Origin of the sequence: Jannaschia pagri (assembly GCF_019655435.1) — a bacterium.
Lineage (GTDB): Bacteria > Pseudomonadota > Alphaproteobacteria > Rhodobacterales > Rhodobacteraceae > Jannaschia > Jannaschia pagri.
In genome coordinates, this window is record NZ_BPFH01000009.1 from 12,695 (window position 1) to 39,674 (window position 26,980).

General features: G+C 54.6%; 26 protein-coding genes and 1 tRNA gene. 8 read left to right on the plus strand and 19 right to left on the minus strand.

All coding sequences use genetic code 11. The features are described from left to right. Positions 1-2: 2 nt before the first annotated feature. From infA to murA, 10 genes are all read right to left on the minus strand, one after another. Positions 3-221 carry a translation initiation factor IF-1 gene (gene infA, locus K5R33_RS17755; protein WP_007205486.1) on the minus strand — a complete coding sequence of 73 codons (219 nt, stop codon included), beginning with the start codon at positions 219-221 and terminating at the stop codon, positions 3-5. 71 nt (positions 222-292) lie between these two features. Further along, a complete protein-coding gene (locus tag K5R33_RS17760; RefSeq protein WP_220750428.1) occupies positions 293-1,159 on the minus strand; it encodes a carbon-nitrogen hydrolase family protein in 867 nt (288 codons plus the stop codon). Beyond that, a complete protein-coding gene (locus tag K5R33_RS17765; protein WP_220750429.1) occupies positions 1,156-1,734 on the minus strand; it encodes a GNAT family N-acetyltransferase in 579 nt (192 codons plus the stop codon). The genes K5R33_RS17760 and K5R33_RS17765 overlap by 4 nt, the downstream gene beginning before the upstream one ends. After that, on the minus strand, positions 1,731-2,123 hold the full coding sequence (locus K5R33_RS17770; RefSeq protein WP_220750430.1) for a nuclear transport factor 2 family protein: 393 nt from the start codon (positions 2,121-2,123) through the stop codon (positions 1,731-1,733). Before K5R33_RS17770 ends, K5R33_RS17765 begins: the two co-directional genes overlap by 4 nt. A gap of 21 nt (positions 2,124-2,144) precedes the next feature. Beyond that, on the minus strand, positions 2,145-2,585 hold the full coding sequence (locus K5R33_RS17775) for an arsenate-mycothiol transferase ArsC (RefSeq protein ID WP_220750431.1): 441 nt from the start codon (positions 2,583-2,585) through the stop codon (positions 2,145-2,147). Positions 2,586-2,588: 3 nt separating this feature from the next. After that, on the minus strand, positions 2,589-3,062 hold the full coding sequence (locus K5R33_RS17780) for a UPF0262 family protein (protein WP_220750432.1): 474 nt from the start codon (positions 3,060-3,062) through the stop codon (positions 2,589-2,591). A 161-nt stretch (positions 3,063-3,223) separates the two neighbouring features. Beyond that, positions 3,224-4,537: a histidinol dehydrogenase gene (gene hisD / locus K5R33_RS17785; protein ID WP_220750433.1), complete on the minus strand. Its 1,314-nt coding sequence runs from the start codon at positions 4,535-4,537 to the stop codon at positions 3,224-3,226. A 90-nt stretch (positions 4,538-4,627) separates the two neighbouring features. Then, positions 4,628-5,122: a GNAT family N-acetyltransferase gene (locus tag K5R33_RS17790; protein ID WP_220750434.1), complete on the minus strand. Its 495-nt coding sequence runs from the start codon at positions 5,120-5,122 to the stop codon at positions 4,628-4,630. Further along, a complete protein-coding gene (locus tag K5R33_RS17795; RefSeq protein WP_220750435.1) occupies positions 5,119-5,586 on the minus strand; it encodes a DUF2948 family protein in 468 nt (155 codons plus the stop codon). Before K5R33_RS17795 ends, K5R33_RS17790 begins: the two co-directional genes overlap by 4 nt. After that, the gene (gene murA, locus K5R33_RS17800; RefSeq protein WP_220750436.1) at positions 5,579-6,853 is read right to left on the minus strand and encodes a UDP-N-acetylglucosamine 1-carboxyvinyltransferase; all 1,275 of its coding nucleotides are present in this window, start codon (positions 6,851-6,853) and stop codon (positions 5,579-5,581) included. The genes K5R33_RS17795 and murA overlap by 8 nt, the downstream gene beginning before the upstream one ends. Between murA and K5R33_RS19135 the strand changes: the two genes are divergently transcribed. Further along, positions 6,843-6,965 carry a hypothetical protein gene (locus K5R33_RS19135; RefSeq protein ID WP_255576512.1) on the plus strand — a complete coding sequence of 41 codons (123 nt, stop codon included), beginning with the start codon at positions 6,843-6,845 and terminating at the stop codon, positions 6,963-6,965. The two genes, murA and K5R33_RS19135, sit on opposite strands and share 11 nt — an antisense overlap. A 117-nt stretch (positions 6,966-7,082) precedes the next feature. Here the strand turns inward: K5R33_RS19135 and K5R33_RS17805 are convergent, their stop codons facing one another. Beyond that, entirely contained in the window at positions 7,083-9,401 is a 2,319-nt protein-coding gene (locus K5R33_RS17805; RefSeq protein WP_220750437.1) for a calcium-binding protein, read from the minus strand. 132 nt (positions 9,402-9,533) lie between these two features. Here K5R33_RS17805 and K5R33_RS17810 point away from each other — a divergent pair. Beyond that, positions 9,534-9,608 (plus strand) — tRNA-Thr (locus K5R33_RS17810). Here the strand turns inward: K5R33_RS17810 and K5R33_RS17815 are convergent. Both K5R33_RS17815 and K5R33_RS17820 read right to left on the minus strand, forming a co-directional pair. Continuing rightward, on the minus strand, positions 9,587-11,146 hold the full coding sequence (locus K5R33_RS17815) for a recombinase family protein (RefSeq protein ID WP_220750438.1): 1,560 nt from the start codon (positions 11,144-11,146) through the stop codon (positions 9,587-9,589). The two genes, K5R33_RS17810 and K5R33_RS17815, sit on opposite strands and share 22 nt — an antisense overlap. Before the next feature lie 13 nt (positions 11,147-11,159). Next, on the minus strand, positions 11,160-11,441 hold the full coding sequence (locus tag K5R33_RS17820; RefSeq protein ID WP_220750439.1) for a hypothetical protein: 282 nt from the start codon (positions 11,439-11,441) through the stop codon (positions 11,160-11,162). 229 nt (positions 11,442-11,670) lie between these two features. On the opposite strand from K5R33_RS17820, the gene K5R33_RS17825 reads away from it, so the two are divergent. After that, positions 11,671-12,441: a hypothetical protein gene (locus K5R33_RS17825; protein WP_220750440.1), complete on the plus strand. Its 771-nt coding sequence runs from the start codon at positions 11,671-11,673 to the stop codon at positions 12,439-12,441. Here the strand turns inward: K5R33_RS17825 and K5R33_RS17830 are convergent. Continuing rightward, on the minus strand, positions 12,425-13,354 hold the full coding sequence (locus K5R33_RS17830) for a hypothetical protein (RefSeq protein ID WP_220750441.1): 930 nt from the start codon (positions 13,352-13,354) through the stop codon (positions 12,425-12,427). The two genes, K5R33_RS17825 and K5R33_RS17830, sit on opposite strands and share 17 nt — an antisense overlap. A 197-nt stretch (positions 13,355-13,551) precedes the next feature. On the opposite strand from K5R33_RS17830, the gene K5R33_RS17835 reads away from it, so the two are divergent. The 4 genes from K5R33_RS17835 (at position 13,552) to K5R33_RS17850 (ending at position 18,013) form a co-directional block, all read left to right on the plus strand. Then, positions 13,552-15,627 (plus strand): hypothetical protein, encoded by a 2,076-nt coding sequence (locus tag K5R33_RS17835; RefSeq protein ID WP_220750442.1) that lies wholly within the window; start codon positions 13,552-13,554, stop codon positions 15,625-15,627. Beyond that, positions 15,624-15,944: a hypothetical protein gene (locus K5R33_RS17840; RefSeq protein WP_220750443.1), complete on the plus strand. Its 321-nt coding sequence runs from the start codon at positions 15,624-15,626 to the stop codon at positions 15,942-15,944. Before K5R33_RS17835 ends, K5R33_RS17840 begins: the two co-directional genes overlap by 4 nt. A gap of 762 nt (positions 15,945-16,706) precedes the next feature. Then, positions 16,707-17,216 (plus strand): antirestriction protein ArdA, encoded by a 510-nt coding sequence (locus tag K5R33_RS17845; RefSeq protein WP_220750444.1) that lies wholly within the window; start codon positions 16,707-16,709, stop codon positions 17,214-17,216. Positions 17,217-17,245: 29 nt separating this feature from the next. After that, a complete protein-coding gene (locus tag K5R33_RS17850) occupies positions 17,246-18,013 on the plus strand; it encodes a hypothetical protein (RefSeq protein ID WP_220750445.1) in 768 nt (255 codons plus the stop codon). Positions 18,014-18,057: 44 nt separating this feature from the next. On the opposite strand, the gene K5R33_RS17855 is transcribed toward K5R33_RS17850, so the two are convergent. The 3 genes from K5R33_RS17855 to K5R33_RS17865 form a co-directional block, all read right to left on the minus strand. Next, positions 18,058-19,869 (minus strand): ATP-binding protein, encoded by a 1,812-nt coding sequence (locus tag K5R33_RS17855; protein WP_220750446.1) that lies wholly within the window; start codon positions 19,867-19,869, stop codon positions 18,058-18,060. Positions 19,870-19,909: 40 nt separating this feature from the next. After that, a complete protein-coding gene (locus K5R33_RS17860; RefSeq protein ID WP_220750447.1) occupies positions 19,910-20,953 on the minus strand; it encodes an SIR2 family protein in 1,044 nt (347 codons plus the stop codon). A gap of 592 nt (positions 20,954-21,545) precedes the next feature. Then, a complete protein-coding gene (locus tag K5R33_RS17865) occupies positions 21,546-23,375 on the minus strand; it encodes a type IV secretory system conjugative DNA transfer family protein (RefSeq protein WP_220750448.1) in 1,830 nt (609 codons plus the stop codon). 386 nt (positions 23,376-23,761) lie between these two features. Here K5R33_RS17865 and K5R33_RS17870 point away from each other — a divergent pair, with 386 nt between their 5' ends. Then, positions 23,762-25,246 carry a hypothetical protein gene (locus tag K5R33_RS17870; RefSeq protein ID WP_220750449.1) on the plus strand — a complete coding sequence of 495 codons (1,485 nt, stop codon included), beginning with the start codon at positions 23,762-23,764 and terminating at the stop codon, positions 25,244-25,246. 75 nt (positions 25,247-25,321) lie between these two features. On the opposite strand, the gene K5R33_RS17875 is transcribed toward K5R33_RS17870, so the two are convergent. Together K5R33_RS17875 and K5R33_RS17880 are read right to left on the minus strand one after the other, a co-directional pair. Next, positions 25,322-25,594 carry a hypothetical protein gene (locus tag K5R33_RS17875; RefSeq protein ID WP_220750450.1) on the minus strand — a complete coding sequence of 91 codons (273 nt, stop codon included), beginning with the start codon at positions 25,592-25,594 and terminating at the stop codon, positions 25,322-25,324. A gap of 80 nt (positions 25,595-25,674) precedes the next feature. Then, the gene (locus tag K5R33_RS17880) at positions 25,675-26,853 is read right to left on the minus strand and encodes a hypothetical protein (RefSeq protein WP_220750451.1); all 1,179 of its coding nucleotides are present in this window, start codon (positions 26,851-26,853) and stop codon (positions 25,675-25,677) included. Positions 26,854-26,980 lie beyond the last annotated feature (127 nt).

Here is a 26,980-nt window from a genome sequence, read left to right on the forward strand (position 1 = left end):
ACTTACTTGAAGCGATAGTTGATGCGGCCCTTGGTCAGGTCATAGGGCGTCATTTCCACCTGCACCTTATCGCCTGCCAGAACGCGAATGCGGTTCTTCCGCATCTTGCCCGCCGTATGCGCGATGATCTCATGGCCGTTCTCGAGTTCGACCCGGAATGTCGCGTTCGGCAGGAGTTCCTTCACGACGCCGGGGAATTCGAGAAGTTCTTCCTTGGCCATGATCTCTCCTAATGTTGCTCCGCAGAGGACCTGCGGCGGATGCGGGTAGATGGGCGCAAAACGGCAAATGTTCAAGGGCTAATCAGGCGTGCCGCGCGCCGGGCCGCCTCGGACCGATGCGCGTGGTTCAGGACTTGGCCGTCGGCGCGCACCCGGGCGATGGCCACAGGATCAATCTCTGCCCGTACCCAGCCGGGGACGTCCAGCGGACCAACGGCCAAGATCCCATCGTCCGGAAAGCCGAGATCCGGCGGCCCATAGATCGCGGCGGCGCCCCGGTTTTCGTCCACCGCTGGGGACCAATCGCAGGCGCCAACGGTCGGGGCCTGGACGACAACACACTGCCCTTCGAGGGCGCGGGACATGGCGCCGATGCGCACCCGGTTGTATCCCGCCAGACCATCCGTGCAGGACGGGACCAAGAGAAGATCAACACCTTGGCGAAACAGGCTTTCGGCCAGAACCGGGAACTCCGCATCGTAGCAGATCAAAACCCCTATCCGAACATCCCCAACCTCAAACACGCGAAGCGGATCGCCCGCTTGCACATCCCAAACCTCCCGCTCGAAACGGGTCATGATCTGTTTGTCCTGATATCCCAGCGTCCCATCAGCACCATGGAACCAGGCCCGATTGACGGGCCGCGCTTGACCCGCGTCCCACGGACCGGACGGCGTCAGGATCGCGCAGGCATGGTCCTTCGCGAGCGCCGCCCAATGGGCCTGCGCTTGGGGTCCGTGACGGGCGACTGCGTGCAAGGACCGCTCCAGATCCGCTGCGGCGTCCAAACCGTCCAGGCACGCCAATTCCATCGCACCGTATTCCGGAAAAACAAGCAGATCCGCGTCGGCCTCGGTCACCCAGCGCGCGGTTTTCGCCCGCCAAGCGTCCCAACTTACCACCGGATCCATTGGGTATGCGGCGGCAGCGATCCTCACAGGCGACGCCCCCAGAATTGAAGAACCTTTGGGGATTGTGCCGTCTGCCCAATGTCCTTCCACGCAAACGTGGCCGTCACTCCGGGTAGCGGCGCATAGCCACGCCCCCGCCAAAAGAGATCATGGGTCCTTGCCTCCCGTGGGCGAGCGGGATGGTCGTCAGGCCGCAGGACGGAACAAAAGACCACGCGCGACCGCCCTTCGGACCGCGCGGCCTCTTCTCGTAAGTCATAGAAGCGATGGCCAAGCCCCCTGCCCCGGTAGCCGGGCAACAAAACCGACTCGGCAAGGTAGTAGATCTCGTCCAAGCGCTCCCCCTCGAAGGCGGCCGCGAAATCCTGCGCGTGGTCCTCCATGCGGGCGGCCGTCGCCGCACCGACCATTTGACCCCCGTCGAATGCCCCGACCACCACCGCACCTGGTGACTGATAGGCGGAGAGGTAGTCGCGCTCATACCCTGGGTCGCCATCATACAAATATGGCCAGTCGCGGAACACGGCGATCCGGAGGTTTGCCAAAGCCGTCAGGTGGGGCGCGATGGCGTCACCGCGCAAAACCTCCAGGCGCACAGTCATGCCACCTGACGCAGCCAATCGGCGAGATTGTAATAGGTGACAATGCGGGTGATTTCGCCTTCGGCAACGGTAAGGAACGCGCCCGCAGGCAGGACGTAGCTTTGCCCCCTTGCTTCGGGCAGCCCGTCATCCGTGCGCAGGTATGTTCCATGCACCGTGAACTCCGCCGCAAAGCGCCCCGGAGGTCCAGACAGTACGGCGAGGTCCCGCAGCTCTTCACGATAGCAGCGCGCCATGTGGGCATTGAACGCCACGAAGGCCGCCCGCCCCCTGCGAACCTGACCTTCGTTGACATGGTGGGCCAGATCTTCGGACACGCAGGCCGCCATCCCGTCGAGGTCGCCAGCATTAAAGGCCCCGTAGTATCGGACGATGAGGTCGCTGGACATCGCTCACCTCCTACAAAGGGTTCAGGCGAACCGCGCGGTCAGTTTCGACATGATCTGATCGCGCGTTTGACGGTAGCTGGCCAGCTTGGCCTCCCGCCCCTCGCCCAGCCCTGTGGGATCCATAATCGGCCAGTACTCCACGTCGATATGGGCGTGGCGCGCCAACTCCAGCGCGCGGCGCTGGGACGCGGGCGACAGCGCGACAATCAGGTCGAAGCCTTCCAAATCGTCGCCCCATTCCTGCATCTCATCAAAGGACCGCGCGCGGTGGCGGGCCAGTTCCACACCAAGTTCCTCACAGACCGCGATGGCAAAGCCGTCGATTTCCAGATCGTTTCTGACCCCGGCGGATTGAACGTAGATGTCCATGCCGCAGAGCTTTTTCATCAGACCCTCTGCCATGGGGGAGCGGACCGCATTGTGATCACAGCAGAAAAGCACCGATTGCGGCTTGTCGCCCATTGCTCAAGCCCCGAAATGCAAAACACAGATAAGGGTGAACAAGCGGCGAGAGGTATCCTTGTCGATCAGGGCCTTCCCTTCGAGGCGCTCCTGCAGAATGCGCGCGCCCTCGTTGTGGATCCCGCGCCGGGCCATATCGATGGCCTCGATCTGGCTGGGCGGCAGCTTTTTGACAGCGTCAAAATACGACTCGCAAATCTGCCAGTAGTCTTTGACCACCTGCCGAAATGGGCCGAGGGACAGGTGGAACTCGCCCGCTTTGGCCGCCTCGGTGGAGATATCGAACACCAACCTGCGGTCCCGGATCGCCAGGTGAAGGCGGTACGGCCCCTCGGGCGCGCCATCCGCCTCCAACGAAAAGGCATTTTCTTCGAGCAGGTCAAAGATCGCCACGGCCCGTTCCTGCTCGATCTCCGGCGTTGGTGTGGGCAAGCCGCGGTCGTCGATTTCGATGTGAATCAGGCGGTCGGCAGTCATGGGCCGGCGATATCCTTTGGCGACGACAGAATCTTGCGTGACCATTGCGTGACAGCGCCCGGACCGCAAGGCACCTTTGAAGGGTTGGCCGCACGGGCCAAGGCATCAGTCCGGAAACGGGCCAATCAGCAACAACGCCATGCCCGAACGGCAGGCATGGCTCAGGCCGTCTCGTCGGAGTTGAGGCGGCCAAGGCGCGCCTGAACGGACAGGCCGTGGGCCTCCAAGCTTTCGGAGGTCGCAAGGCGCACAGCCGCAGGGCCAATGGCGCGCAAGGACTCAGGCGTCATGCGCGCAAGTGTCGTGCGCTTCAGAAAGTCCATGACAGACAACCCGGAGGAGAACCGTGCTGAGCGCGCCGTGGGCAGGACATGGTTTGGCCCACCGATGTAGTCCCCGATGGCTTCGGGCGTCCATTGGCCGAGGAAGATCGCTCCCGCATGGGTAATCTTATCGGCCAAGGCATCAGGGTCCGCGACCGCCAGTTCCAAATGCTCCGGCGCCAAGCGGTCCGACAGTGTGGCGGCTTCGTCCAGGTCCCGCGTGGTGACGACCGCCCCGAAATCCCGCCAGGACGGGCCAGCAATCGCCCGGCGTTCCAGGGTTTCCAGGCGCGCCTCAACGGCCTCGGCCACGGCCCGCCCAAAGGCCGCGTCATCGGTCAACAGGATGGACTGCGCGCTTTCGTCGTGCTCGGCCTGGGACAGCAAATCGACCGCGATCCAGTCTGGATCATTGTCGCGGTCGGCAATGACCAGGATCTCGGACGGGCCTGCAATCATGTCGATCCCGACCTTGCCAAAGACACGGCGCTTGGCAGCCGCCACGAAGGCGTTGCCCGGCCCCGTGATCTTATCGACCGGCGCGATCGTCTGCGTGCCATAGGCCATGGCCGCGACGGCCTGGGCCCCGCCAATGCGATAGATTTCGGTAACGCCCGCGATTTGCGCCGCCAACAGAACCAGCGGATTCAAGACGCCATCGGGACTGGGCACACACATGACAAGGCGCGACACGCCCGCCACGCGCGCGGGAATGGCGTTCATCAAAACGCTCGATGGGTAGGACGCGAGCCCCCCCGGCACATAGAGGCCCGCCGCGTCCACTGGGCCCCAGCGCCACCCAAGCGTTGCCCCCGACGCGTCGGTCCAACGCGCATCCTCGGGCATCTGGCGGGCATGGTAGGCACGGATCCGCTCCGCCGCCAATTCCAGCGCGGCGCGGTCTTCAGGCGAGACCTGCGCGGCGGCCTGGGCGATCTCCGCATCTGAGATCCGCAGGGCCTCCGGCGTGAGGGTCAACCGGTCGAATTTGGCCGTGAGGTCGATCACGGCGTCATCGCCCCTGGCCCGCACATCGGCGATGATCTCAGCCACCACCGCGTCCACATCGGGCGCGTCTTCGCGCTTCATATGGAGCAGCGCCTCAAAACGGGTCTCGAAATCGGCATCGGTGGTGGACAGGAACTGCGGCATTGGGCTCTCGAAACTTAGGTCATCGCGGACCTAGCCCCCCTGCCCCGCAGCCTCAAGGTGTCGCCCGGTCGCGGCGCGATTGTGCGACGCTCAACGGCCAAGTCGGCGGGTCATCAGAACGTCGTCCTCGGAGACATCGCCCATGCGCACCGCATCTTCGCGCGTCGCGATCTCTTTGAATCCATGGCGCCTGTAAAAGGCCCGCGCCCGCCCGTTGGACGCCGCGACCCAAAGATCGAGCCAGGTCACGGCGTTTGCCCGCGCCACATCCGCCAGCGCATCCATCAAGCGATCTGCCGCACCCGCGCCACGCACGTCAGGCGTGATATAGAACGGCCCGATATCCGCACGGTGCCGCAAGCGGTCCATTTGCCAAAGGTGCAAGCCGGCAAACCCTAGAAGACGGTCGCCATGGAACAGGCCCCGCAAGCGCCCTTGGTCCATGTTTGCCTGAATCTGTTCCGGCGTCATGGCGGCGAGTTCATCTGGCGACAAGAGAAAGGCCGCCGGGTGGCTGCGCGTGGCCTCGGTCATCAACCCGTGCCACGCGGCGGCATCGCCCGCGTTCAGGCGACGCACCATCATTCGGGGTGATCCGGGACCTTGCCTGAGACGGCGCCGTAGGGCCGCGTGACATCGCGCAGGGTCACGTCAAGGCAGTCGCAGCGCGCCTGCACCGCGCCATCGCCCGCGAAAGTCAATTCCAACAGGCCGTCCGTCGCCCCGTCCCCCTCCGCCGGCACCCACGTCAGCGACAACAGCGACAGAACCGTGTCGGCATCGCCCGGGACGACACCTTGCCCGCGCACGGCGGTGACATCGCCGATGGTCAGAAGGCATTGCACCCGCTCCGCGCTGCGGGCGCCATTTTCCCAGCGAAACCGATTTATGAGCAAATCCAGGCTGCGCGCTTGCTTGCGCCACCGCATCTCTGAGGCGGGCAAGACCGCATCCTGACAAAGCGCCGAGACGACCTGCAAGTCCTCGCCATCGGTCGCCCACAGCCGCAGGGGGCGATCATCACCGTCGCGGAAGCGGGCGTCAGCCATCCTCGCGGACCCGTTCGATTTGAGCCCCAACACCGCGCAGCTTGGTGACCACGTGTTCGTAACCACGATCCAGGTGGTAAACACGGCTGACCCGGGTGGTTCCCTCTGCCGCCAGGCCCGCCAGGATCAGGGACACCGACGCCCGCAGATCCGTCGCCATGACAGGTGCTCCCTTGAGCCGGGCAACGCCCGTCACCTTGGCCTGCCCACCTTGCACGTCGATTTGCGCACCCATGCGGGTCAGTTCGGGGGCATGCATGAACCGGTTCTCAAAAATCGTCTCTTCCAGCGTGCTCTCGCCCTGGGCGGTGCACAGCAGAGCCATCATCTGCGCCTGAAGGTCGGTCGGAAAGCCGGGGAACGGCTCCGTTTCCACATTGACGGCCTTCATGGGGCCGTTGGCGCGCTTGACGGTCAATCCCTCGGGCGTTTCCGTTACCTCTGCCCCGGCCTCTTCGATCTTGGCACAGAAGGCCTCAAGAAGGTCGCGGCTACCCCCAAGGCAGGTGACTTCACCGCCGGCCACGAGCGGCGCCAGCATATAGGTGCCCAGCTCAATCCGGTCGGTGACGACCCGGTGCGTTGCACCGTGCAGCTTTGGCACGCCATGGATCGTGATCGTATCCGTCCCCGCGCCCTCGATCTTGGCCCCCATGGCCGTCAAACATTTAGCCAGGTCGATAATCTCCGGCTCCTGCGCGGCATTGCGGAGGATCGTCGTCCCATGGGCCAGTGTGGCCGCCATAAGGGCGTTTTCGGTGGCACCGACGGACACAAAGGGAAACTCGACCTCGCCGCCACGCAGCCCACCCTCGGGCGCCTTGGCGTGGACATAGCCATCGCGCAGCTCAAGGGTCGCGCCCATGGCTTCGAACGCCTTGAGGTGCAGATCCACGGGCCGCGCCCCGATGGCGCAACCGCCGGGCAACGACACCACGGCCTCCCCCAGACGGGCCAGCAGCGGTCCGAGGACGAGGATCGAGGCGCGCATCTTCCGCACGATCTCGTAGTCGGCCCGGTTGCCGTTCAAGGCATGGGACGACATCGCCAAAACAAGACCATCGGACAGCGCGCTGACCTCGGCCCCGAGCGACTCCAACAGGGTGCTCATGGTGCGGATATCGGACAGGCGCGGCGCATTGGTCAGCGTCAAAGGCTCGTCGGACAACAGCGTGGCAGGCATGAGTGTGAGACAGGCGTTTTTAGCCCCCGCAATGGGGATTGTGCCCGATAAGGGACCGCCTCCGGTGACGAGAATGCTATCCATCTTGTGCGTCGTCCTTCTGCTCGGCCTGCTCAGCGTCTGGGGTGTCATCCTGCCTGCGCGCGCGGGCCTGCGCCTTGCGGCGGCCCATGTTCGCTTTCAGTGCGGCTTTTAACCGTGCATCACGGTCCGCCGCACCCTTTGGATGATCGCTCTTGCCCATAGACGCGACGCATAGCGAAGCGTCGCGGGCGGGTCCAGCGGGGTTCGTTTTGACGCCGCTGCCGGTCCGCTACAGGATCACGTCGCCGAGGTTAATCCAGGTGGATTCGTCCGCGGCGATCGAGCCGATATAGATATCCGACGGTGTGACCTCGCCGGATAACGAGAGCCAACCTAAGGGGGTGTCGTTCGGCCTATCCGTCTTAACCTGCCACAGACTTGAGTTCGAGCGGTTGTGCGATATCCAGAGACTGGTGCCGTCGGGAAAGAAATACGTTCCACCGCCATCACTCACCTCGTCAGGCGGGGCGATGATGACAGGCGGGACTGTAAAGCCGCCAGCCTCGGCATCATAGTTCTCGAGTACATGGGCCCAGGTCGTCTCTCCATCCAACAAGATACGATCCACACCAGGTTCAAAGCCACCAACGACCATCTCTGGCAGGTTGGCAAATACAAATACATCGGCGCCAGGCCCACCGTCGATCTTGCGGAACTCACCTGGCAAACCGGCGCCATCCAGGGTCGCAATCAAGGTGTCGTTGCCCTCGCCGCCACGCAGGACGTTAAAGCCGCGCCCCGATAGGTCGATCAACAGGTTGTCGGCATCGTTACCTGTCAGGTCTCCGCTGTCCCGCTCGCTGTGCACATCGACCTGTCCCTCTATGACACCATCCGGCAGCGTGTAATCAAAGATGTCCGTGCGGACGGCGCGGACATCTATCACGACGTCGTCACGGCTATCCACCACGGCCAGATCACCACCGACCATGGTATCCGCGCCCCGCCCACCATCAAGGATCGAGCGCGGATCGAGGCTGCCATCAAGGTAGTCGTTGCCATGCCAGCCCCGCAACTGCGTCGGCACCCCAGCGGTATCGCCGTGTGACGTCAGGTAGTCATCTCCGTTGGTGCCACGTGCGATGGGTTCCTCATCAGACGATATTCCCTGCGCGTCGAACGGCCCAAGACCGTCCGGTATCGGCGGCAGGACGACGGGCGGCGGTACAAAGTCCGCGAGGTTTACCCAGGTGGAGGGGTCCGCTGTGCGCGACCCGACGAAGATGTCCGATGCAGAAACGGTACCCGTCACGCCAACCAGGCTTAGTAAGCGCGCAAAGTTCGGGCTCCCATCGCGGTGGTAATGCTGGGTCATTACAGAAATGTAAGAGGTGTTTTCGTCAGAAGAGTATTCTCTGATCCTGACGCGAGCGCCGTTTTCGCCCTCACGGTAAAACTCGGTATACATCGGGTCTAGGACGAACGTCCCTTCGTCCGCATCATAGAAATCGAGCACCGGCGCAAAGCGCGCTGCGTCGTCTATTAGGATTCTGTCCACGCCCGTCTCGAAGTCGGTGATCCTGCGAGCGAAGTCTGCGGTGGTAAACACGAAGACATCGCGTCCCTCCCCCCCGGTGATCTGAGACCCACGCCCGCGGCCCACAACAATCGTGTCGTCGCCCAGACCGCCATTCAAGGTCGCATTCCAAGCGGAATTCCCGATCAGCAGATTGTCTTCGTCATTTCCGACGAGAGATCGCGCCCGCGTGCCCACAAGCTGCCCGTCTTCGGTGCCCTCCCCCAAGGTATAGTCCACGAAGGACTTCACCGACCGGGTGCCGATGACAACGTCACCCGCGTCACGCACGATCGCCAACTCTCCACCGATCATCGTGTCGTTGCCGAAACCTCCGTCCAAGATGGCGCGGGCATCCAGCGACCCGTCGAGCCAATCGTCCCCTCGGTTGCCCTGCAGTTGTGTTGGCACGTCGAGCGGCCCCCGGGCCACAAGCACGTCGTTGCCCTCGGTTCCCTTGACGGTGCTTCGGCCTTCGCTGGACGCACGGAAGACGTCGCCCATATCAAACTCGCCACCGAACCGACGGGCCGCAAGCGTATCAATCTCTTCGCCAGGTCCAAAGCCAGTGCCCGCATCCGCCGGCCGCCGATCTGTAACAGCGTCCAGCAGCCGTTGAACGGTCTGCACGTCCGCGGACGGCGCGCGTGCAAGGGGCAAGGGTGAGATCGGGATCAACACCCGCTCGTCTGTTCCGGCAATGTCCACCTCAAGAACGGTATAGCCCCGTCCATCAACCTCGTAAGTCATGGCGCGCACTGTGGTCGAAGGCTCTTCTGGGCTGAGCGACAAGCGAAGCCGGTCGTCACCGTCGCCGTCTAAGTCCACAAGAACCTGCTCGCCCTTGGTCACGATTGCCGTTCCGGGCTCGGCCAGCGGATCTGTATCGAACACGTAGCGCAAAAGCCCAAAATCAGGGGTCCGCGGCACCAGAAGACTTGCAGCGGCCGATGTCGCGACCCGCCCCGCCCCATCGAATGTCACGACAAAGCCCGTCAGTGCATACCGGGAGGGATCAAAGGCAAAAGACATAAACAAGACCTCCGAGAACAATGGCGTCGCGGCGACATCATGCGCCACAAGCCCGATCAATTGCAAAGATGCCGGAGGTCACATCACAGGGGTTGCACCCGCCCGCAGGAGGCAGTAATCGCCCCGCACGGCGCTGCTGTAGCTCAGAGGTAGAGCACTCCCTTGGTAAGGGAGAGGTCGAGAGTTCAATTCTCTCCAGCAGCACCATCTTTCATTTCGATCCCCGAAAACACCCCTAAAGCCTTGAAAGGTAAAGACAGATTTGGTGTTCTAGTTCCTTTGATCCGGCAATAGTTTAATCGGCCTGAAAAAGTCAGTTTTATCACTGTTCTGCGTAGATTTATGTCGCCTGTTTCCCAGAGTTTCCAAGGGCTTGATATGAACCGAAGAGAGAGTTCTAGTAATTCCTCAAACCTACCTTGGTTCGGACGATGATTTGCGGCGATTTCGGCAAATCCAGCCTTGGCGCGTTCAAGCTCGCTGATCTTTTTCTCGTAGGCAGAGATGACCCGTGCGTTGGTTGTGCCGACGATCCGGTCGAGTAAAGACTCGATCTGCTTGTCAGCATCCGCGATCTGGCGTTTGGCCGCCTTGATTTTGTCTTGTGCTTGCGCGATCCGCGCATCCCACGCGTCAGAGAACATCTTGGTAACAAGCGCCAAGAGCGGTTTGGTTGGCTCCAAGGTCTTGATCAGGTCTCCAACTTCGCCTTCCAACTTGTCGCGAGGGATGGACTTGCCGTAGCTATCGCAGCCCTTTGTTTGGCACAGGTAGTATGCGTATCGCTTGTACTTTCCTTTGGGCCAAGACGACCTGAGCGGCGCTCCGCACCCATCGCAGCAAACGAATCCACGTAAGGCGAAGTCTTCCCCGATGTTCTTGCGCTTTGGCGCATAGGTCGCTTCTGCACGCCTTTGCTGGACCTTCTCAAACGTATCGACAGAGATCAGAGGTTGGTGATGACCTTTGAGCCAGTGCAAGCCATATCGCTCACTACAAATATGCCCTGTGTAAATGGGCTGCGTTAGGACATCGACGGCGCGCTTCTGCGTAACCACGCCGTGTTTGTTCCGGGGAAATTCAGGATGGCTTTGTAGGAAACGGGCGACATCCGCCTGAGAATGAAATCGCCCACAGGCAAATCCCTCAAACGCTTCCATGATGATTTCATCGAGTGGCGGGTTCGGAATGAGAAGTTTCCCATGCCCTCTGACAGTCTGATAGCGGTAGCCGACAGGTGGGTTGTGAATCCAATACCCGTTCTGCATCCGGGCTTTCATTTTCTGGGCAACTTGACGACCATTCTGCTTGCGCTCAAGCGCGCCTTGCGCAGCCATGATGGTTTCGATGAACTCACCCTCAGGCGTGTCTTCAAACTTGAAGTTCAAACATTCGATGGTCGCACCGCGCGTGCGAAACGCTTCACGTAGGTCGAGGTGGAACCTCGTATCGCGCGCAAAGCGTTTGAGATCATCAAAGATGACAACAAAGCTCGTATCTGGCTGCGCATCCAAGAAGGACAATAGCGCGACCATGCCGGGGCGCTTCATGAAGTCCCCACCACCCGAGATCGTGTCAGGGAATACTGCGGCGACGTCATACCCTTTGGATAGGGCATATTCCCGACATCGGGTTTCTTGCGACTTTAGACCATGGCCTTCGGTTTCTTGCGCGATGGAGGACACGCGCGCGTAGATGACGGCCCTTTGCTGTGCGGTTTGAATCCTGAGTGAGTGATCCTGCATACGACCTCCTTTGCTATTGGTTTTTCTGGTGATGGTGAGAGCCTACCATATCCGCGACTCGTTGCGGGATATTGGGTTGCTCTTGTCCACAAGGTTTGGACGGAGACCTAACCTCAAACCCCAGATCGACAAAGAACGTCACGATGGACCAAAGCGTTTCAATCAACGCGCGCTTGTCAGCATCAGAGATATCATCATCCTCAAGGTAGGGAAGATAAGCATCCCAATCGATTGACAGGCTGGGTGGTCTCGACTGATCCTTGTGGTGTGCTGTGTCGTTGAAATCTGAGGTCATATCGCGTCCTTTCTGTCTGGCCTGCCAAACGATTATTTTTAGTGTTAAGCTCCTTTTCTCTCACACCCTCACGTGAGAACAAAAAGGGAACATACTGCCATTATTGGTCTGAATTGGCAAGAAAATTTTCAGGCCTATAGGCAGTGGTTTTGCGATAAACCTATGTCAGATCAGCCATGAAAGCTGGGGGTAATGAGGCGGTTAAGGCGGGTGAATACACATGCATGATATGAGCATCGAAGACCGCAAGCAGCTCTATCGCGCTTTGCGCGCTGTGGCTGATTTATCCAACATTCATATTGAGGTGTTGATCATTCGGGCGGTTGGTCAAGACATCGTTTTTGGGACGGACTACATCTCCAACTTCAGGCGTGGCAACATCGCACAAGCACGCGCCCGCAAAATCCACTCATGGCTGTCTCAGAACCACTGGGCAGATGTGCATGAGGTTGTGCCAGACCTGTTTCCAGCCCCTGAAGCTGGCCCATGGAAGCGTCTGATAGAAGAGCGGGCGCAGGCAACAGGACTTAAAATCCAACGTCTGGATCAGTTCGGGATCGTTCAACGCGTTCGTGACAGCGCGGAGGAGATAACCAGCCTACAACTCGGCACACCGTTTTGTTTTGAGATTGACGCGCCAAGGTCTGGATCGGCAATCATGTTCCAAGAGCACAAAGGCTATTGGTATCCTTTGCCGCTATCGAAAGATGGTACAGGATTACGCTGCATGGTTGGTGCAGGCATCAATGTTGTGCCGCACTCAGGGGATAGCAAGCCAATCTCTCTAACGGAGAACGATGACACCGGGCGTCATCAGTTTGTTTGCTTGGTGATTGATGAGGAGATCAAGCTTGCTTCCCTTAAAACGATTGAGAAAGCAGTTCCCCAGCTAGGTGGGCCTATCGCTCCCGCATTGCTGAACAGCCTTGCAAGCGAGATTAAGTCCCGTTCTTTAGAACGCTTCGCGCTGTTCCGCGTGGCGGTCAGGTTTGTGGCGTAGGTGCCCATGGGATCGGTTGGTTGAGCGCAGCCATGATCAGGTTGTTGTGATCAATGAGGCGAACGAGTTCCTGTGCGCCGGGTGTTTGCAACCGAGAGAACCGCGCCGTCTGGTTGTTGGCGATGATATCCAGATCATGAAAGAACGCTTCATCGTTGCCAAGGTCATCAAGCGATGACACTTCGCTTTGTGCGATGATGTGGCGAGCGGTTTCCAAACACGGTTTAGTAACTTGCTCAAAATACGCATTTAGCTCGCTTTGATCCGGGATATCGGCTGGGTTGAGCGATCCGCGCCCATGTTCCCGAGCTTCCATCATGGCCGGGGTTAGAGGCAACTGATGGACATATCCCAAAAGCTGGAACAGGCGCGTTGCGGCTTGTGGATGGCTTCGAGGATTACCTTTGCGGTCCAGATCAGCACGCTCGATGAGAACAGTCATCGCGACCATCGCCGCAACGCGTTTCCTCAGAATACCCCATTCGCCAGTGCTGTATTGCTCAACCATCAACGCAATGGCGTTGTGGTCAGCCTGCATCTCTAGACAAAACGGCAGAGCGGCCAAGGTAGCAGCCGGAAGGTCACCGAAGGCTTGTGGCATCTGTGGACGGCTAACCAACCCAAAGGACGGAGGATGTCCCTCGGAAATTCGAGCGGTCCCCATGAGGGTGAAGTGGCCCAGTTCGGCGTGCTGTGTTTCGTGGAGAAGGAGCCAGACCAGAGAGTTACGAACCATCACGTCGGCGTCGATACCTTCGAAACCGTCAAGTCGTTCCCAAAGCTCTGTGATCTGTTCTGCGACGGCGGTGCTGGCATCGATGTGCAGAACGTTGCCCTTGATACTTGCTGTTGCCCAAAAGGTCGCATCGTCAACGTCAGTCGCGTCAACAGCAATACCAAACGGCTCTTCCATGACAAACTCATAGTGCGCGAGAGCGTTGCCAAGAAGTGACGCTGTGGATTGAATCATGGAACAGTTATAACTAACCCGGTCAGCTTGAGCGTAGAACAGAGACAGAATGTGCCGGTATTACATTCGTCAGGGGGCAAGAAGCCAGTGACCTCTTCACTTTCGTCACTAGAAAATACCTCTTCTATTCTGGAGGAAATATGACCAATCAGGTTTGGACTGAAGAAAAGAAAGCTTATCTGACCCACTCACTACTCTGCATACTCCTCGCTACCATAGCTGTCGCCGCTTCAGCTGCAATCATGCGTCTTCTTTCAAATTTTCCGCTCCTCTTTTATCTAGCTGGATTTTTTGGATTTGTTGTTACAGCATTAATGATTTTTGGGTCCTTTGCGTTTTGGATATCATATTACAAGGACGAAAACTTCAACCCAGAAGACCTACCAAGCCGCTTTCTCATAGATTGTTGTTTAAGCTACAAATATGGCTTGGCCTGCAATCTCACAGGACCTAAACACCTCAAATCAGCGCAAAAATACTATCGGCGCTCCCTTAGAGGTAGTCACCCCAACGCCAGGTTTTTCTCGAGATGGATAGAGGAAGGTAAGAGCTTCTTTCAAATGGATATCAATCAGGCCAACGGACCAGAAGATCAAATCCAGCTCTCTGATAGTTGGCGTGATGATGATGGAACACTCTCAGAAGCAGCCTACAGAACCATAGTCATCGCCTCTGAATATGCGGCACAGGCAAAGAAACAGAACGCTGACAGCGCCCCGCAGAAATTATGGCATGAGATTAGAACCTATGCCGATGCAGAAGTTCTGGGATATACGGCAAGCCGCTTAGAGCGCTCAATCTCTAGAGTGGGCATATTGCACAACAATTTGAACGAAAACGGTGTCCCACTACCACAGCGATATGTTCAAAACACTGCTCCGCTACCTAGTGGATGGCACGGTCTGGACTTCGTTGAAGTGAAGGATGGAGCATTCTTTGTCGTTGGAGAGACAGCAGAACATGTCCCTCCGTTGCTGATCGCAGAAGATTTAGATGTTGCTCTGTATCTGACATATCTTGCTCACTCTTCGCCCATTGCCCCGACCTTTTCTCTTGAGGGAACGGGAGCCGATGTAGTTCATCTCAATCTAAAAGTATTTGATCCGCCATGGTTGGCAGCAACCAATTTTGGGCAAAGCATGTTCTTTGCGGATTGGCTAATGAAGGGGCTAACAATGGGCAGTGTTCCGTCCGTTTTAGAACCTCATAAAAGTAGTGCCATGGACAACAGTTGGCAGCAGCCACCATTGTTTGATGAGCTTGCAAGAAAGGTGGGTGTTCAACAGGCCGGTCTTCAAAATCGCGGTGCCATTGTAGCAATGGAAACGCCTCTGGATGTTGCGCAAAATGGTGATGTTATACAGTTGCGCCCACATCCGTCTGTCTGGATTGATAGCAGCATGTATCGTGATCTTGCCGATGGAACTCGTGAACATTTTAGGCGCAATGATCCCGAGACGCTGGCAGGAATGCAGGCTCAGACCTTTCATCAGAATTACTACGAAGTTTCAAGAATGTATCCTGTGTTTGAGCGGGTGAGGTTGCTTGCTGGCCTGATGGCGGCAGTAAATTATGCCCATCATGCAGGGGTAAAACTCAGCGCTTCTGAGCAAGCACGCCTGAAAAGAACTATAGGACCGTTGAAGCGGACTGTTGCGCAAGAGGAGTTAGTGTCAAGACCCTTTCATGAAGGTGGATGCTTCTGCACGGGAGGGGTGGAGATACAAGCTACCGCTAAGGTGAAATCGACACAGAAAACACTGTTCACAAAAGGCGTTGGAGGATCTGGAGGAGAAAGTACTAGAACAATCTTTGACGACGAAAAGGGTGCGCCGTCAGTCAAAAAAGACTTCAACTGGGAGTCCATAAGACCCGAATGGACGACGTGGGCTCACTATCCGCAAGAGACTGTCGATGGCAAGGTCTACGCTAAGCTTGCCGGTCGGTACTACACTCACCATGCTGTGCAAGGCATGAACCTGCCAGCCTTTGGCTTTTATGCGGGTGATCCAGCGGTAGCCAATGAGAACTATGTGGGTGTAAAAAAGAACATCGAGACTGGCCATAGTATATCGCCTCGTTTTGTTGAAAATTGTATCCGAAATGGATCGTCAGAATTGCAGCCAAATAATAGATACAAATTCAAAGATGGAAATGTTAGAGTTATAACAGATTTCAGTAAAAAATTTGTTATTTCAGTTGGCTATGGGAAATGAGCGCGTACATTGATGATGTAAAAGAAATTATAGAGGCTATTGAAGAGGTGCGAAAAAAAGGACCTCTTGACGGCAAGCTATCCCTTCGCTTGGCTATAAATATTAAACTAACTGCGGAAGATATTTTGTGCGTTGGAGAAAAGGATTTCCGAGAATTTTTAGCTGACAAAGGCCAGAAAATAATTAGATTAGTGGGAGATGGTGATTTTTATCCTATCAATCCTGCTCCTAATATGTACTTAGTCGAGCGGATAATCGATAAAGTATATGAGCGTCTTCAACTCGAATTGGTCCCAGAGTCAACTGCGAATTCTTAGCATAGTCATCACCTGCACGCACCTTGCAAGGAAATGGGTCAAGCGTACCTCCAAGATGTTTAGAGAATTGTATTTGTAGTGGTGTCAAAAAATATTGGAGGGAAAATAAAAGGTATAAGTTCCTTGATGGTAGCGGTATTGTTACAACCGATGAAACTACGAGAGTTGTAATATTAGTCGGTTATAGAAAATGAGCTCATTGCCCCAGAGCATTACCAAGAAGTGACGCGGTGGATTGGGTCATGGGTGAAGCAGACTTACAGAGTTTTGGCGTAGGAGGTGTCTTTGTGATGATCGCAAGATGTGCGTGGTAGTACCACGCTTTCTTGGCAAGGGGACCCGCTGCGCGCCCCCGTTGCATCCCCCCGGCTTGTCGGCTGAGATCGGGATTGACCCTAACCCCAACCGAGAGACCGTATCGCCGGTCAAACACTCGCAGGGCTTGGAGATATGCCTCTCCACCTGCACCGAACCATGCATAAACGATTGGCCGTTTAATCGCCATTCGGGGGGAGCTTCCATGCTCCCCCAAAACCCCTATGGCGCAGCGGGTTCGTCCGCTGGACCACGATCAAAAAGAACTAGGGCTGCCGCCCCCGCGCAGATCAAAGAGTGGGTCCTCACCATGCTCGCTTCCTGATGTGCAGCTGCGCGTGGCTCCGGTCCCAGGCATTCGCCTGTCTTTGATCCTTGCACCCCCACTCCTCGGCGGAGGCCAGACGGTTGCATGCGCAACACGTCAGTTCAAAGAGGAGAAGACAGATGACACAGCTATTCGCACAACCCTATGACATCACCGCAAACGGGTTCTTCTTTGGTTCAGCTGAGGAATACACCGAAAAGGTCGCCCAGAACCGAAACGCGTATGGTGATGACCCTGTCGAAGGGTATGAAATTCAGTTCATCGACGGTGAAGCAATTGACTGTGCGCTCGCAAAGGCATGGGAAGTTAACCAAGCTAGTCTAGGTGCGTTTTTCGATGCCGTGGATGCGTGGGACGATCACGACAAGCGTGTGTTCATCATCGCTGTTGGAGAGGCCGGGTACACATTCGATCCCGAGACCGTTGCACCAGATGATTTTGATGTAGACATACACTATGTCGAGAGCATGCGCGAGCTTGCCGAGCAGTTTGTTGATGAAGGCTTGTTCGGTGACATCCCCGAACACCTTGCCAACTACATCGATCTAGACGCTATCGCGCGTGATCTGGCCTTTGACTACACAGAGACATATGTTGCCAGTGAGAGCCTGATTTATCGTGCAGTGTAAGGCTTTGAGCAAAAGAATAGGAGACTTTAGTGCATTCAGATTGGCAGCCTTCAAAATGGCAAGAATTTGAAGACTTGGCGTGGGGCAAGCTGGAAGTTGGCGACCATACTGGCGCTCGCCATGCGGCACTAAAAGCCATCGCATTGGAGCCGGACGCGATTGATTGCTATGTCATCCTTGCCCAGCTAGCCCATGTAGTAGGCCAAAAACAGGCCTATGCAAGGGAAGCAGTGCGCCTAGGTGAAGTCGAGTTCGAACAAGAAATAGCTGCTGCGCCTTCGGATGAATTTCCGTTTTGGGGCATTACAAGGACTCGACCATACATGCGGGGCCTGCATACTCTAGCCCTGTCACTTTGGGAAGATAGTAGAAAGGGCGCGAAAGAAGAGGCCATTGAAATCGCACTTCACATGCTTCGTATCTGCCCAAACGACAATATCGGTATGAGGTTTCTTTTGCCTGAGTGGTTGGCCAGACAAGGCAGATGGTCGATCGGTCAAGAAGTGCTGGCAGACTGCGGGGATAACGTCCGCACCGAAATGAGTATGTGGGCTGCGCTATATGCTTTCAAAGACGGCAATCTTGACAAAGCGGCTGAGCTGGTGGCCTCAGCCAGAAAGGCAAACCCTTACATGGTCGGGCAACTACTTCTCAAGCGTCATCCCAAGAGAACTAACGAGCAATGGGTAGCGGCTGGATCGATTGAAGAGGCGAAGGCTCATGCAGTGCAGGCTTATGATCTGTGGCGATCCTTGGAGGGTGGAGAGAAATGGTTGTCTCAGTTCCCACAGCGATAAATGGTCAAGTGATACCAAATTAAGTTGCTCAGGTAAGCAAAAGCCTAAATACTCTGATCAATGATATCAGCTTGTGCCGAGGGAACGATATCAGACAACTTCCGTGTTGTGCTCTTGGGCTGCTGCATATTGGGCAGAGGTCTCATCGCTAGTTTCATGGGCATCTGGCCCGCCATCCCACTGAAGATGCAAGTTCCAGTCGGCAGCGTGGGGATCGAGTCTTCCGTGATTTTGTCAATGTAAGAGACTGCGGTAGCAATAGACTGCAGATCACGGTTGTTAATCAGCCGATGAATAAAATAATTATGGGCTTGTGAAGTGATCGTTTGGGATATGTCGCTCGGGCGTTGACTAGATACGGTTATAAAGACCCCAAACTTTCTACCTTCTTTGATGATTTCTTCAAATGTTTCCAATCTATAATCTTTCCAGCTTTCCGCTTCTCGAGACGACTCGTAAGATAGGATGTTATGGGCTTCATCAATGACGATGCTCAACGCAGTATCCATATCGGCACGGTCCTTTTGCTCTTGATAAATACGCTTAGAAATCAAAAGAGGAAGCGCTTTTTTCATTTCAATATTGACGTCGTGCAGGTTTATGACGACCACATTTCTACCGAAGACGTCGCCAGTGTTCTCAGGATCAAAGACTTTCCTTATGTCCGCCTGCTTACTCTTGAGCTTGTTTATTGCTGGAGCAATATGATCGTTTTGAGCGCGATTGTTGAGGACATCCCAAATCAGCTGAACGTAACAAGTTGATATAAAGTCGGCAATAATATCATTGGAAAATTCGTAGACTTCAACACGTTGATAGATTTCTGTATTTGGTATTGCATTTGGATTACTGGTTAGATAATCGCCAGCGCCAATAAACTGGGCCGTCGTGTTGTGCCATTCCAGGTCGCGTTCAAGAGGTACATCGACGCCGTCTTCCTCGCGCTCAGGTAGGATTTGACGCATGTAGTCAATAAGGAGAAAGGCGCGCTCCTTGTCCGCCATTTGCAAGATCTGCGTAATCTGCATGCGCAACATATTTCGCAGATGGTTCCTCCCTTCCTCACCCTGTCCAACCCGATTAGCTAAACCTAGGGCTCGTCGTATGAAAGGGCGTTGAGTCTTCTCAGTCGCATCTGAAAGTATGGCCAAAGTTTCAAAATCAAGAAACCCAGCCTCAGATAGCGGAACCTTATCACCCCGGTCATGTCTGGTGGACAGATTGTAAACTATCTTATCTGTGGTTAAGCAGTTCTCTCGGGAATACTCGCCGTTGAAGTCGAAGAACAGAATTCGCACTCTTTGGTCAAACAATACTTGATTTCTGTTTCGCATAGCTTCGATGAAGCTCTGATACAACAAAGCAACTGTGTTCGATTTTCCGCTGCCTGTATTGCCGAAAATAGCGATGTGACTGTTCATTAGCCCGTCGACTGGAAGGCTGATCTCAAATCCCTCATAATCCGAGACCGCAACATTCAAAGGTATTGCGTCTTCCGAAACGAGGTTGTGTATTTGATGAACTTTCTCGCTGGTCAGCAAGTAGGCTTCGTTACCTACCAAGGGTAGCTCCTTGGTCCCGCCAAAGAACGTTCCGGAGCGGTCCACATAGCCTACAAGGCTTATTGACAGCGACCTCTTTGAATTTGGCACCCTAGTAGCTTCCACAGGATAGGGCGAATCGGGACGAGCGTATTCACCATCTACCTTACCTATTAGACTCACAAAGCCTTTTCGAATATCGATGTAGCTACCCACTGCTACGTTCCTGATCAACTCACCGTCAAAGAACAGTTCAGATAGGTTCTTGTCCTTATCCACTGTCACTGAAATTTTGCGGCCTGTGACTTCGGTCACCTCGCCAACCCTGAGTACAGCTTCCTGCTGAAGCCGCCCACTAGTCATGAAGCGCCTCGGGGACAGCACCGATCTTATCAAACAAAGAGTTCAGCACCGGAAAATCAATATATTGAGAATCGGTGGGTTTAATAATTATTACATTGCGATAGGCTGAAAACTTTGCCTCGAGATCGACAGCACCTTTCTGACTATAGCTAAATACTACGACCTGTGCGGTAGGGTTGCGTAGTGCTCTTCGAGTGATGTCCAAGATATGCTCATCAGCAAACGAGAAACCAAATACAAAGAGTAATGCGTTCTCCATCTCCATTGCGTTCGAGTATAAACGTAACAGGTCAAAATATACTCGATCTAATAGTGTGGACTCGAATTTCCGCATATTTGGTAAAATCACGGCTCTTTTAGCAAGCGCATCACTAACGTCCTTCGGGTTGTTTTTCTGGACCACCGTGAGCTGATCTGTTTCTGGCTCGCCAAGCGTTATCTTTTCGTTGGCTTGGCGCTTCCATGAGATCGATCCATGAACTTTAATTAGGTTTATCGCCGGTATTTCAGATTGATGCTGATACACTGTGCCCGATCTATATACTCGGTCGAAAAACAGTTCTGGTGCAAATTCAAATCCTGAATTCCCAATGCGTCGATTGAAGCCATCATTTAGAACTAGTGAAGGAAGAAGCGATGCTGCAACTTCAAAAAACTCATCATAGTTCGTCGTGAACACATTGGCTTGGCGAGGCAGAAGTATATTTTTACGCTCAAAGAGAATGCGATCGATGGAGCTCAAGAAATGGAGGTAGTTTTTCAGGGTTATATCGGTGTCGTCGCCCTCTGTATAACCTGCTGGAAGAAAGCCATGCTGATACTCCAATTCTTCAATGAAAGTGAGGGCTTTCTTATTTGCTTCTTCATATTCTGATGCCACTAAGTGTTGATCGACTTCTTGCTCAACGTTTCCAGCAAGCTGGATAGCCGGCATCGAAGCACCAGAGCCGAATAGAAAATTTAGGTGAGCGGACTGAATGTAGCGCTCCAAAAGCCTTGCGACTTTCTCGGCGTCGTCTAGTTTGAGAATTTCCATGCGCCTCACACTCTTACTTAATCATGAGAAGCTTACGTCAGAGTTCCTATCGGTAGTAAGGTCTTCCAACCAGCTTATGCACATAAAAGCAGAAAACTTCAAAAAAACTTGCATATGTACCGCCGTACGATGGCCTTATCGACGACGCATCCAAATTGTGATTCCGTTCAACACCCTACCTCTCGATCCCTCTGTCATGATCTTTCCCGGCGATGGATTTGAACGTCTTGGCGACCGTGCCGCGTTCACCGGGCTTGTATTGCGGTGGTTTGGGCGCGCTGCCCCGCACTGTTCTCTCTTGCCCGTACAACCGCTTGTTTGTCTTGATACCCGACATTCCCGGTGGAGCAAGGTTCGGAGCTGGCGTAGTTACGAACCGAGGCGGTTGGATGCGGGGTTGAGCGTTGTCTTTGTCGCGAAGCTTTGGTTGTGGCGGTTTGAACTGAGGGCGTTCTAACCCCTTGGACGCATACCGGAATGCGTTTGTGGCGCGGTCGCCTTTCTTGTGGATATCTTCCATGGTGGGTGCGTCTGCATGAGAACAAGGAAAAATCCACCCCGTTATCGGGATGGGAAAGGTGTGTTTGATTCGTCACTCAAAGGGTTTGTCCGCCTCGGGTGCATGAAGATCGACACCTCGCGATTTAAGGTCATCATCTTCAAACCAAGGCCGTTTGTGGGCTTGGATCGGGTTCATGTCTTCGATGAACAGGAGCTGTTTCTCTGGCGACAACCGCATAAGCTCATCGGGATAGGCCAGATTGCGCTGTGCCGGAGTGAACGTAGATGTTGAGGACGAGTTATTGGTGGTCGAGCCGCCTTGCTGGGAAGATGTGACGCTAAATGCGCGGCCTAGGGCCGTCGCGATAGACCAGACGGTGGTGACACCACATAGGCTTGAGAAATACTCCGCCGTCTTCTTGTCGCGTGAGCCAAAGTAGCCAATCGCACCGCTATTGGCGATGAAGCTCTGCCATCCTTTATCATAGAGCTTTTCCAGTTGAGAGAGGTCCTGCACGATCCCCCAAAGCTGAATCCCGAACCCGGCCATCAGGCCGTAAGCCTCTTCGATCATGGGCAGTTTGCCGAGAGCCGCCATCTCATCAAGAAGGAACAACACCGGCTTTTGGGGTTGTACATCAATGGAGCGGGCATTCACGACAAGAGCCTGCTGCACCATGAGTCTCAAGAAGCGATTGAAGGTGTGCAGCCGATCCGCAGGCAAGATCAGGTAGATTGTCATCGGCTTGCGCTTTAACTCCGCAAAATCAAAATCTGATCGGCTGAGAGTTTCTTGCAGACGCGGGCTATCGAGGATGTGGGTCTGCGCTTGTGCCGCTGCCAAAACATTGGCGAGGAGCTTCGGGTCCTTCTGTAAGGACCGCGCACCTGTGGATGCAACCACGTGATGGGGTGACTCCAACATGCAATGAAACAGCATGTCGATCCCGTCACCATCCAGCAGCATCAGTTCGCGCACACGACCCAGATGACGGTGCTCCGCTTCCCGAGGATCGGACGCGACATAGAGGATCACGCCTTGTAACAAGGCCTTGGCTTCCTCCACCCAGAAGCTATCGCCTTTGTTGTCGTGTTCGATGAACGCATCGGCAAGCAACATGGCGTTTTCGGCAACATCGGGATCGTCTGGCATCAGCCAATCAAGCGGATTGAGACAGGAAGGGGCGAGCTTGCCGTCTGCTGTGGTGATGCCTGCGATGTCCCAAGGGTCTAGCAAGTACACCTCTTGTCCCATATTGATCCGGGCATTGGCTGTGATCTTGGCATTCTCAGCCTTCGGATCGATCACAAGAACGGACCCCTCATAGGTCAAGAGATTGGGAACGATCTGAGTGGCCCCTTTCCCGGAGCGCGTTGGAGCCACCGTCAATAGATGCCGATCACCGGAATAAGACAGAGTTTGCAGGTCTTCGCCGTTAAAAGCTCCACCCAAGCGAAGACCGTCATCAGCAAACAGCCCGCGTTCAGACAGTTCTTTTGAAGTTGCCCAAGACGCAGACCCGAATGTTGGTGGCACCTCAAAGAGCGATTGTGCCGCCTTACCCAGCCAATACCCAAGAGCCGCACAGAAGGCTCCGGCACTGGCAACCATACTGACGCCCCAACCGAGCCAGCCGTTTGAGAACACCAGAGCCAGACCCGCAGCACCCAACAGGCCAACACCAGCGATCATCCGCACGGGTTTAGCCTTGGGGCTGCACAGAAACCCCAGACCGAACCCGACACCACCGGACAGGACAGGTATGCCGATACGGGCAACCGTCATCCAAAGATTGAGCGTGCTTTGTTCGATGAGTTGACCGTTGAAGTAGACGTATTCAGCTAAGGCTGGCGACGCAGCAAGCACGCAACTCGCACCGAACCCGGCTGAAAAAAAGCATAATTTTTGACGCCATCGCATGACGTACCTCCATCACGATTGAGAAAAAGAGGCCTCAATCGTGGCCGAAGCAAAGTTCTGACTGCACGGGTAAACAGAAGGTTGCCAAAGGTTATGACACCAATCTATCCTGCATTGTGGAGGACGGTTGCGGGATCTAAGAACGCCTACTGTGGTTTTCTTGCTTGTAGCTCTGCCGATCTCTTAACTGTTGGCTCGTCAACTTCTTTTGCGTCTAAGGAGGAATTTAGAATAGAAAGAACGATTGATCTCGCCCCAATTAATGAAAGAGAAATCGTTGAAAAAAGCGCAAAAATATATGCAGCTGAGCTAGCGTTCACACCAAGTTCGAAAGGACTCTGCGAGATCGCAGTCCCTATAGTGGATCCCGCAGCGATGTAGAAACAATGGGCGATCTTAAATTCGTTTTTTTCTTGAACCGCACCCGGCAGATGATCTTTAGAATTATTCATATAATTAATAATACCCTAAAGAATGCTAAGAAATCAATAAAAGATGCCAAACTTGGACAAAGGGACTTTAGGCTTGGGCTGCTTTTTTGTCTTTTAAGTCTTATTATCCCGTTAATATTATCATCAATTTTTGGGGATGTAAAAAAACCGGATTTAGGAAGCCCTGACGAAGGCGGTATCGCCGCTAGTGACAAGATCATCACGGCTGGATATCCGTTAACAAAGTTAGGCTTACTGAACTCCTTGGCAGATGGAGTTTCCCTAGAGGATGAATATATTGCATCCAATGTGATACCTTCAAAAAAAGATATTTTTGAATTCTTGGCCAATCCCAATCTTCCAATATACAAGCGTGAAAGAATACTAGACGCAGTTTTGGCACTAGATCACTCCTACAAGGTGCGCTTCCTCGACTCTGTAAGGGCTGATTTGCGCGCCTTACTTTTGGACATTCAGAACCAAAAGCGCTTTCCCAGTTTCAGAAAGAAGCTATGTGAGGATACTAGCATAGCTAGCAGTCCCTTCCTACTCATAGCCTCCGGCTCTGATTGTGAGTTGAGTGAAACATCTTTCACATTCTCTATCCTAAACAGACTCAATGAATTAAACCGGCGGATCGGTAATTATTATGATGAAATTGATCTATTCTCCCTTCGACCCGATTCTGATGTGATTATTAGATCGCAGTATTTGGATTACGCCGTCTTGGGGAAAAATAGGTGTTGCGGATTTTTTTCGGGGAAAACTGGGTTTAGGATTATTGGCAATAAAATTCAAATCCTACAAGGTGGCGCGAAGTTCAATATCTTTTTCGACGAGGCAGTTCTGCCGAACGATGGTTCCGCAAGAAAGAAGTGCTTTGGAGAAGGGCGTACTTGCATTGGAAGCTTTCTCTTTGGAGTTTATGAAGGTGGCAACTATTTAATAGAGGTCGGCGAGGTTAGTGATAGCTTGACTCTTCAAGATAATATCTACGTTCATTATACGATGAGCCCAGAAAGGGATGAAGAATTCTTCGACTGGAAACTCTCGGGAAACGGGCGTGTCTTATTGAAATCTGTAAGCACTAGAGCATTTTCTTTTGCGATGGCATGCGATGGGGCTTTCTCTGCGGGCATAGTACTTCATCGATATGGGCAAGGAGATCATGAGGAACAGCTGCTTGATCCTCGACTTCAATTGGGAGAAGGCATGGAGATAGGGATTTCCATAGACGACGGCTCAGTTCAAAGCTATTATGCACGGAAAGTGGACAACTTCTCGTTCGCATTTTTTGCCCCGGAGAGCCTTTTTCTTAGCTTGCGAAATGGTCTGAAAGCATCGTTGTTTGTTAATGATCTTAGCTATGGCTCGATTTCTCTTGTGGGTTCTTTAGTGCATCTTGACCGAATGGCCTCGAATGACGCATGCGGATTTTGAACTGATTTGATTTAACTCCTCGCCGCATTATTTCTAAGCTATAAATTGGAAGCTATCTGTCCAAAGTGTGTTCGATTAGGGTCCGATGAAACTGATAATCTGAATAAACCCAAGAGTTACGGATAGGCAGCCTAGGAGCACACCGACCACAATCATCAGCTCTTTTCGGCCTGATTTACCCGACCCGGTTGAGAAAGTGGCGCCTGAGGGTGTTTTTCCCGAAGGCTTGCTCATAGAGGCTGCGAGCTTGTCCGCCGCCGCGCGGTTGTTTTTGCCGACGATGTAGCTCGGATCGTTGTAGTTGCCGTGCTGTGAGCCGGACATGCCAAGTCCGTATTGATGGTTCATGGTTTTCCTCATGCATTGAGTATCTGGATACGCTTCTCGCCATGTCCGTGGTAAGGCGCGGGTCATGGCGGGTTTTGTGCCTAGAGTTCGGGCGCGGCGGTTGTTGCCGACTTTGCCGTATCGATCTGATCAGACAGACGAACAAAGTTCTGGTACGCCCAATCACTCCACATATCCTGCCAGATGATATCTGGGTTGAAGACCAAAGCTGTTAGTCTATCGAGCATCCCGGAGGGATTGCCTTTGGCATGTGTGTTGGCGGTGGGGCCGCAAGCTATGCTGACATCCTCGGTTCGTCTCTTGTACGAGACGGTCTCACTTTTACTGCCTTCGAAATGGTGTGCTTGCAGCAGCGGCATCGAAGCATTGTAGGTGCAGTTAGTAACTTCCGTGAGATTGGCCGGGCTACCATCGCGCTGATACATTCTCTTACCGTTCAGGTATTCCGGGCCGTGTTTGTCGATCAGGCTCTGCTTTACGGACTCCACTGGGAAGTTGTCACCATCCGCAGGCCACCAATGACGGCTGATAAACGCTGCACGTGCTGGCATCTCTGACCGAGCACCAGCCGCTGTAAAGCTGATTGAGACCACATCACCCATCCCACCAACGCCGCGACGTCGATCTTCGCTCGGCTGGCGTCCCCAAATGGCTGTCTCTCGCGAAGCATCGAAAACGAGCCTGATTTGTGGTTCTGCAACCAGTTCAAACCCCAACTCCCTGAGTTTGGCTTCTACCGCTGCACGCTCCATGCCGGGAGCGATCCCAAGAATGTCGAGATTGGCGACTGGCGCTGCTAACTCGCTTTCAAGCAATGGACGACGGTTGCCCGTCAAGATCATCGCCTGCGGTTCTTGGAACTCTTCAATCGAAGTTGGTGAGAGCTTCAAAGCCAGTTGGTTGTTGGACACACGCTCAAGGTTAAATCCGACATCCTGAGGACATGGGCCGCGCAGATCTTGCGGATAGCTCGCAGTGACGACACCGCCATCTAGTTCAACCAGATACCCGCACCGGGCATTGGCCATGGGAGATTGCGCAAAAGCTGAGATCGATAACTCCACCTGACCAACCCCGCCAATAGTGATAAGCGTTGCCCGGATCATCGCGTTCGGCGATTGGGTGGTTCCTGGTGTCCATTCGCCGTCAAAGGCTGAGGGATTTTCCCAAGCCTGATCGGCATGGGCAAGGCCACCAAAGCCGAGAGAAAGAGCAAAAACAGAGGCGGCAGTTCTGGTGAAAATCGAGTGTGAGGGCATCGGTTCAGCCTGCGATTAAAGACAACATCTACTTAGAAGTTGGCTTTGCTCCCTAGGGCAGGCTGAGTGTCGTTTAGACGGTGGCAAAACCTCGCCAATTTCTCAAATCAGGCTTGCGACACAGGCA

Coding starts and splice junctions, on each gene's coding strand:
- infA (WP_007205486.1), bottom strand. CDS start 221: ATGGCCAAGGAAGAACTTCTCGAATTCCCCGGCGTCGTGAAGGAACTC.
- K5R33_RS17765 (WP_220750429.1), bottom strand. CDS start 1,734: ATGACTGTGCGCCTGGAGGTTTTGCGCGGTGACGCCATCGCGCCCCAC.
- K5R33_RS17770 (WP_220750430.1), bottom strand. CDS start 2,123: ATGTCCAGCGACCTCATCGTCCGATACTACGGGGCCTTTAATGCTGGC.
- K5R33_RS17775 (WP_220750431.1), bottom strand. CDS start 2,585: ATGGGCGACAAGCCGCAATCGGTGCTTTTCTGCTGTGATCACAATGCG.
- K5R33_RS17780 (WP_220750432.1), bottom strand. CDS start 3,062: ATGACTGCCGACCGCCTGATTCACATCGAAATCGACGACCGCGGCTTG.
- hisD (WP_220750433.1), bottom strand. CDS start 4,537: ATGCCGCAGTTCCTGTCCACCACCGATGCCGATTTCGAGACCCGTTTT.
- K5R33_RS17790 (WP_220750434.1), bottom strand. CDS start 5,122: ATGATGGTGCGTCGCCTGAACGCGGGCGATGCCGCCGCGTGGCACGGG.
- K5R33_RS17795 (WP_220750435.1), bottom strand. CDS start 5,586: ATGGCTGACGCCCGCTTCCGCGACGGTGATGATCGCCCCCTGCGGCTG.
- K5R33_RS19135 (WP_255576512.1), top strand. CDS start 6,843: ATGCTATCCATCTTGTGCGTCGTCCTTCTGCTCGGCCTGCTCAGCGTC.
- murA (WP_220750436.1), bottom strand. CDS start 6,853: ATGGATAGCATTCTCGTCACCGGAGGCGGTCCCTTATCGGGCACAATC.
- K5R33_RS17805 (WP_220750437.1), bottom strand. CDS start 9,401: ATGTCTTTTGCCTTTGATCCCTCCCGGTATGCACTGACGGGCTTTGTC.
- K5R33_RS17815 (WP_220750438.1), bottom strand. CDS start 11,146: ATGCAGGATCACTCACTCAGGATTCAAACCGCACAGCAAAGGGCCGTC.
- K5R33_RS17820 (WP_220750439.1), bottom strand. CDS start 11,441: ATGACCTCAGATTTCAACGACACAGCACACCACAAGGATCAGTCGAGA.
- K5R33_RS17825 (WP_220750440.1), top strand. CDS start 11,671: ATGAGCATCGAAGACCGCAAGCAGCTCTATCGCGCTTTGCGCGCTGTG.
- K5R33_RS17830 (WP_220750441.1), bottom strand. CDS start 13,354: ATGGAAGAGCCGTTTGGTATTGCTGTTGACGCGACTGACGTTGACGAT.
- K5R33_RS17835 (WP_220750442.1), top strand. CDS start 13,552: ATGACCAATCAGGTTTGGACTGAAGAAAAGAAAGCTTATCTGACCCAC.
- K5R33_RS17840 (WP_220750443.1), top strand. CDS start 15,624: ATGAGCGCGTACATTGATGATGTAAAAGAAATTATAGAGGCTATTGAA.
- K5R33_RS17845 (WP_220750444.1), top strand. CDS start 16,707: ATGACACAGCTATTCGCACAACCCTATGACATCACCGCAAACGGGTTC.
- K5R33_RS17860 (WP_220750447.1), bottom strand. CDS start 20,953: ATGGAAATTCTCAAACTAGACGACGCCGAGAAAGTCGCAAGGCTTTTG.
- K5R33_RS17865 (WP_220750448.1), bottom strand. CDS start 23,375: ATGCGATGGCGTCAAAAATTATGCTTTTTTTCAGCCGGGTTCGGTGCG.
- K5R33_RS17870 (WP_220750449.1), top strand. CDS start 23,762: ATGGGCGATCTTAAATTCGTTTTTTTCTTGAACCGCACCCGGCAGATG.
- K5R33_RS17875 (WP_220750450.1), bottom strand. CDS start 25,594: ATGAACCATCAATACGGACTTGGCATGTCCGGCTCACAGCACGGCAAC.
- K5R33_RS17880 (WP_220750451.1), bottom strand. CDS start 26,853: ATGCCCTCACACTCGATTTTCACCAGAACTGCCGCCTCTGTTTTTGCT.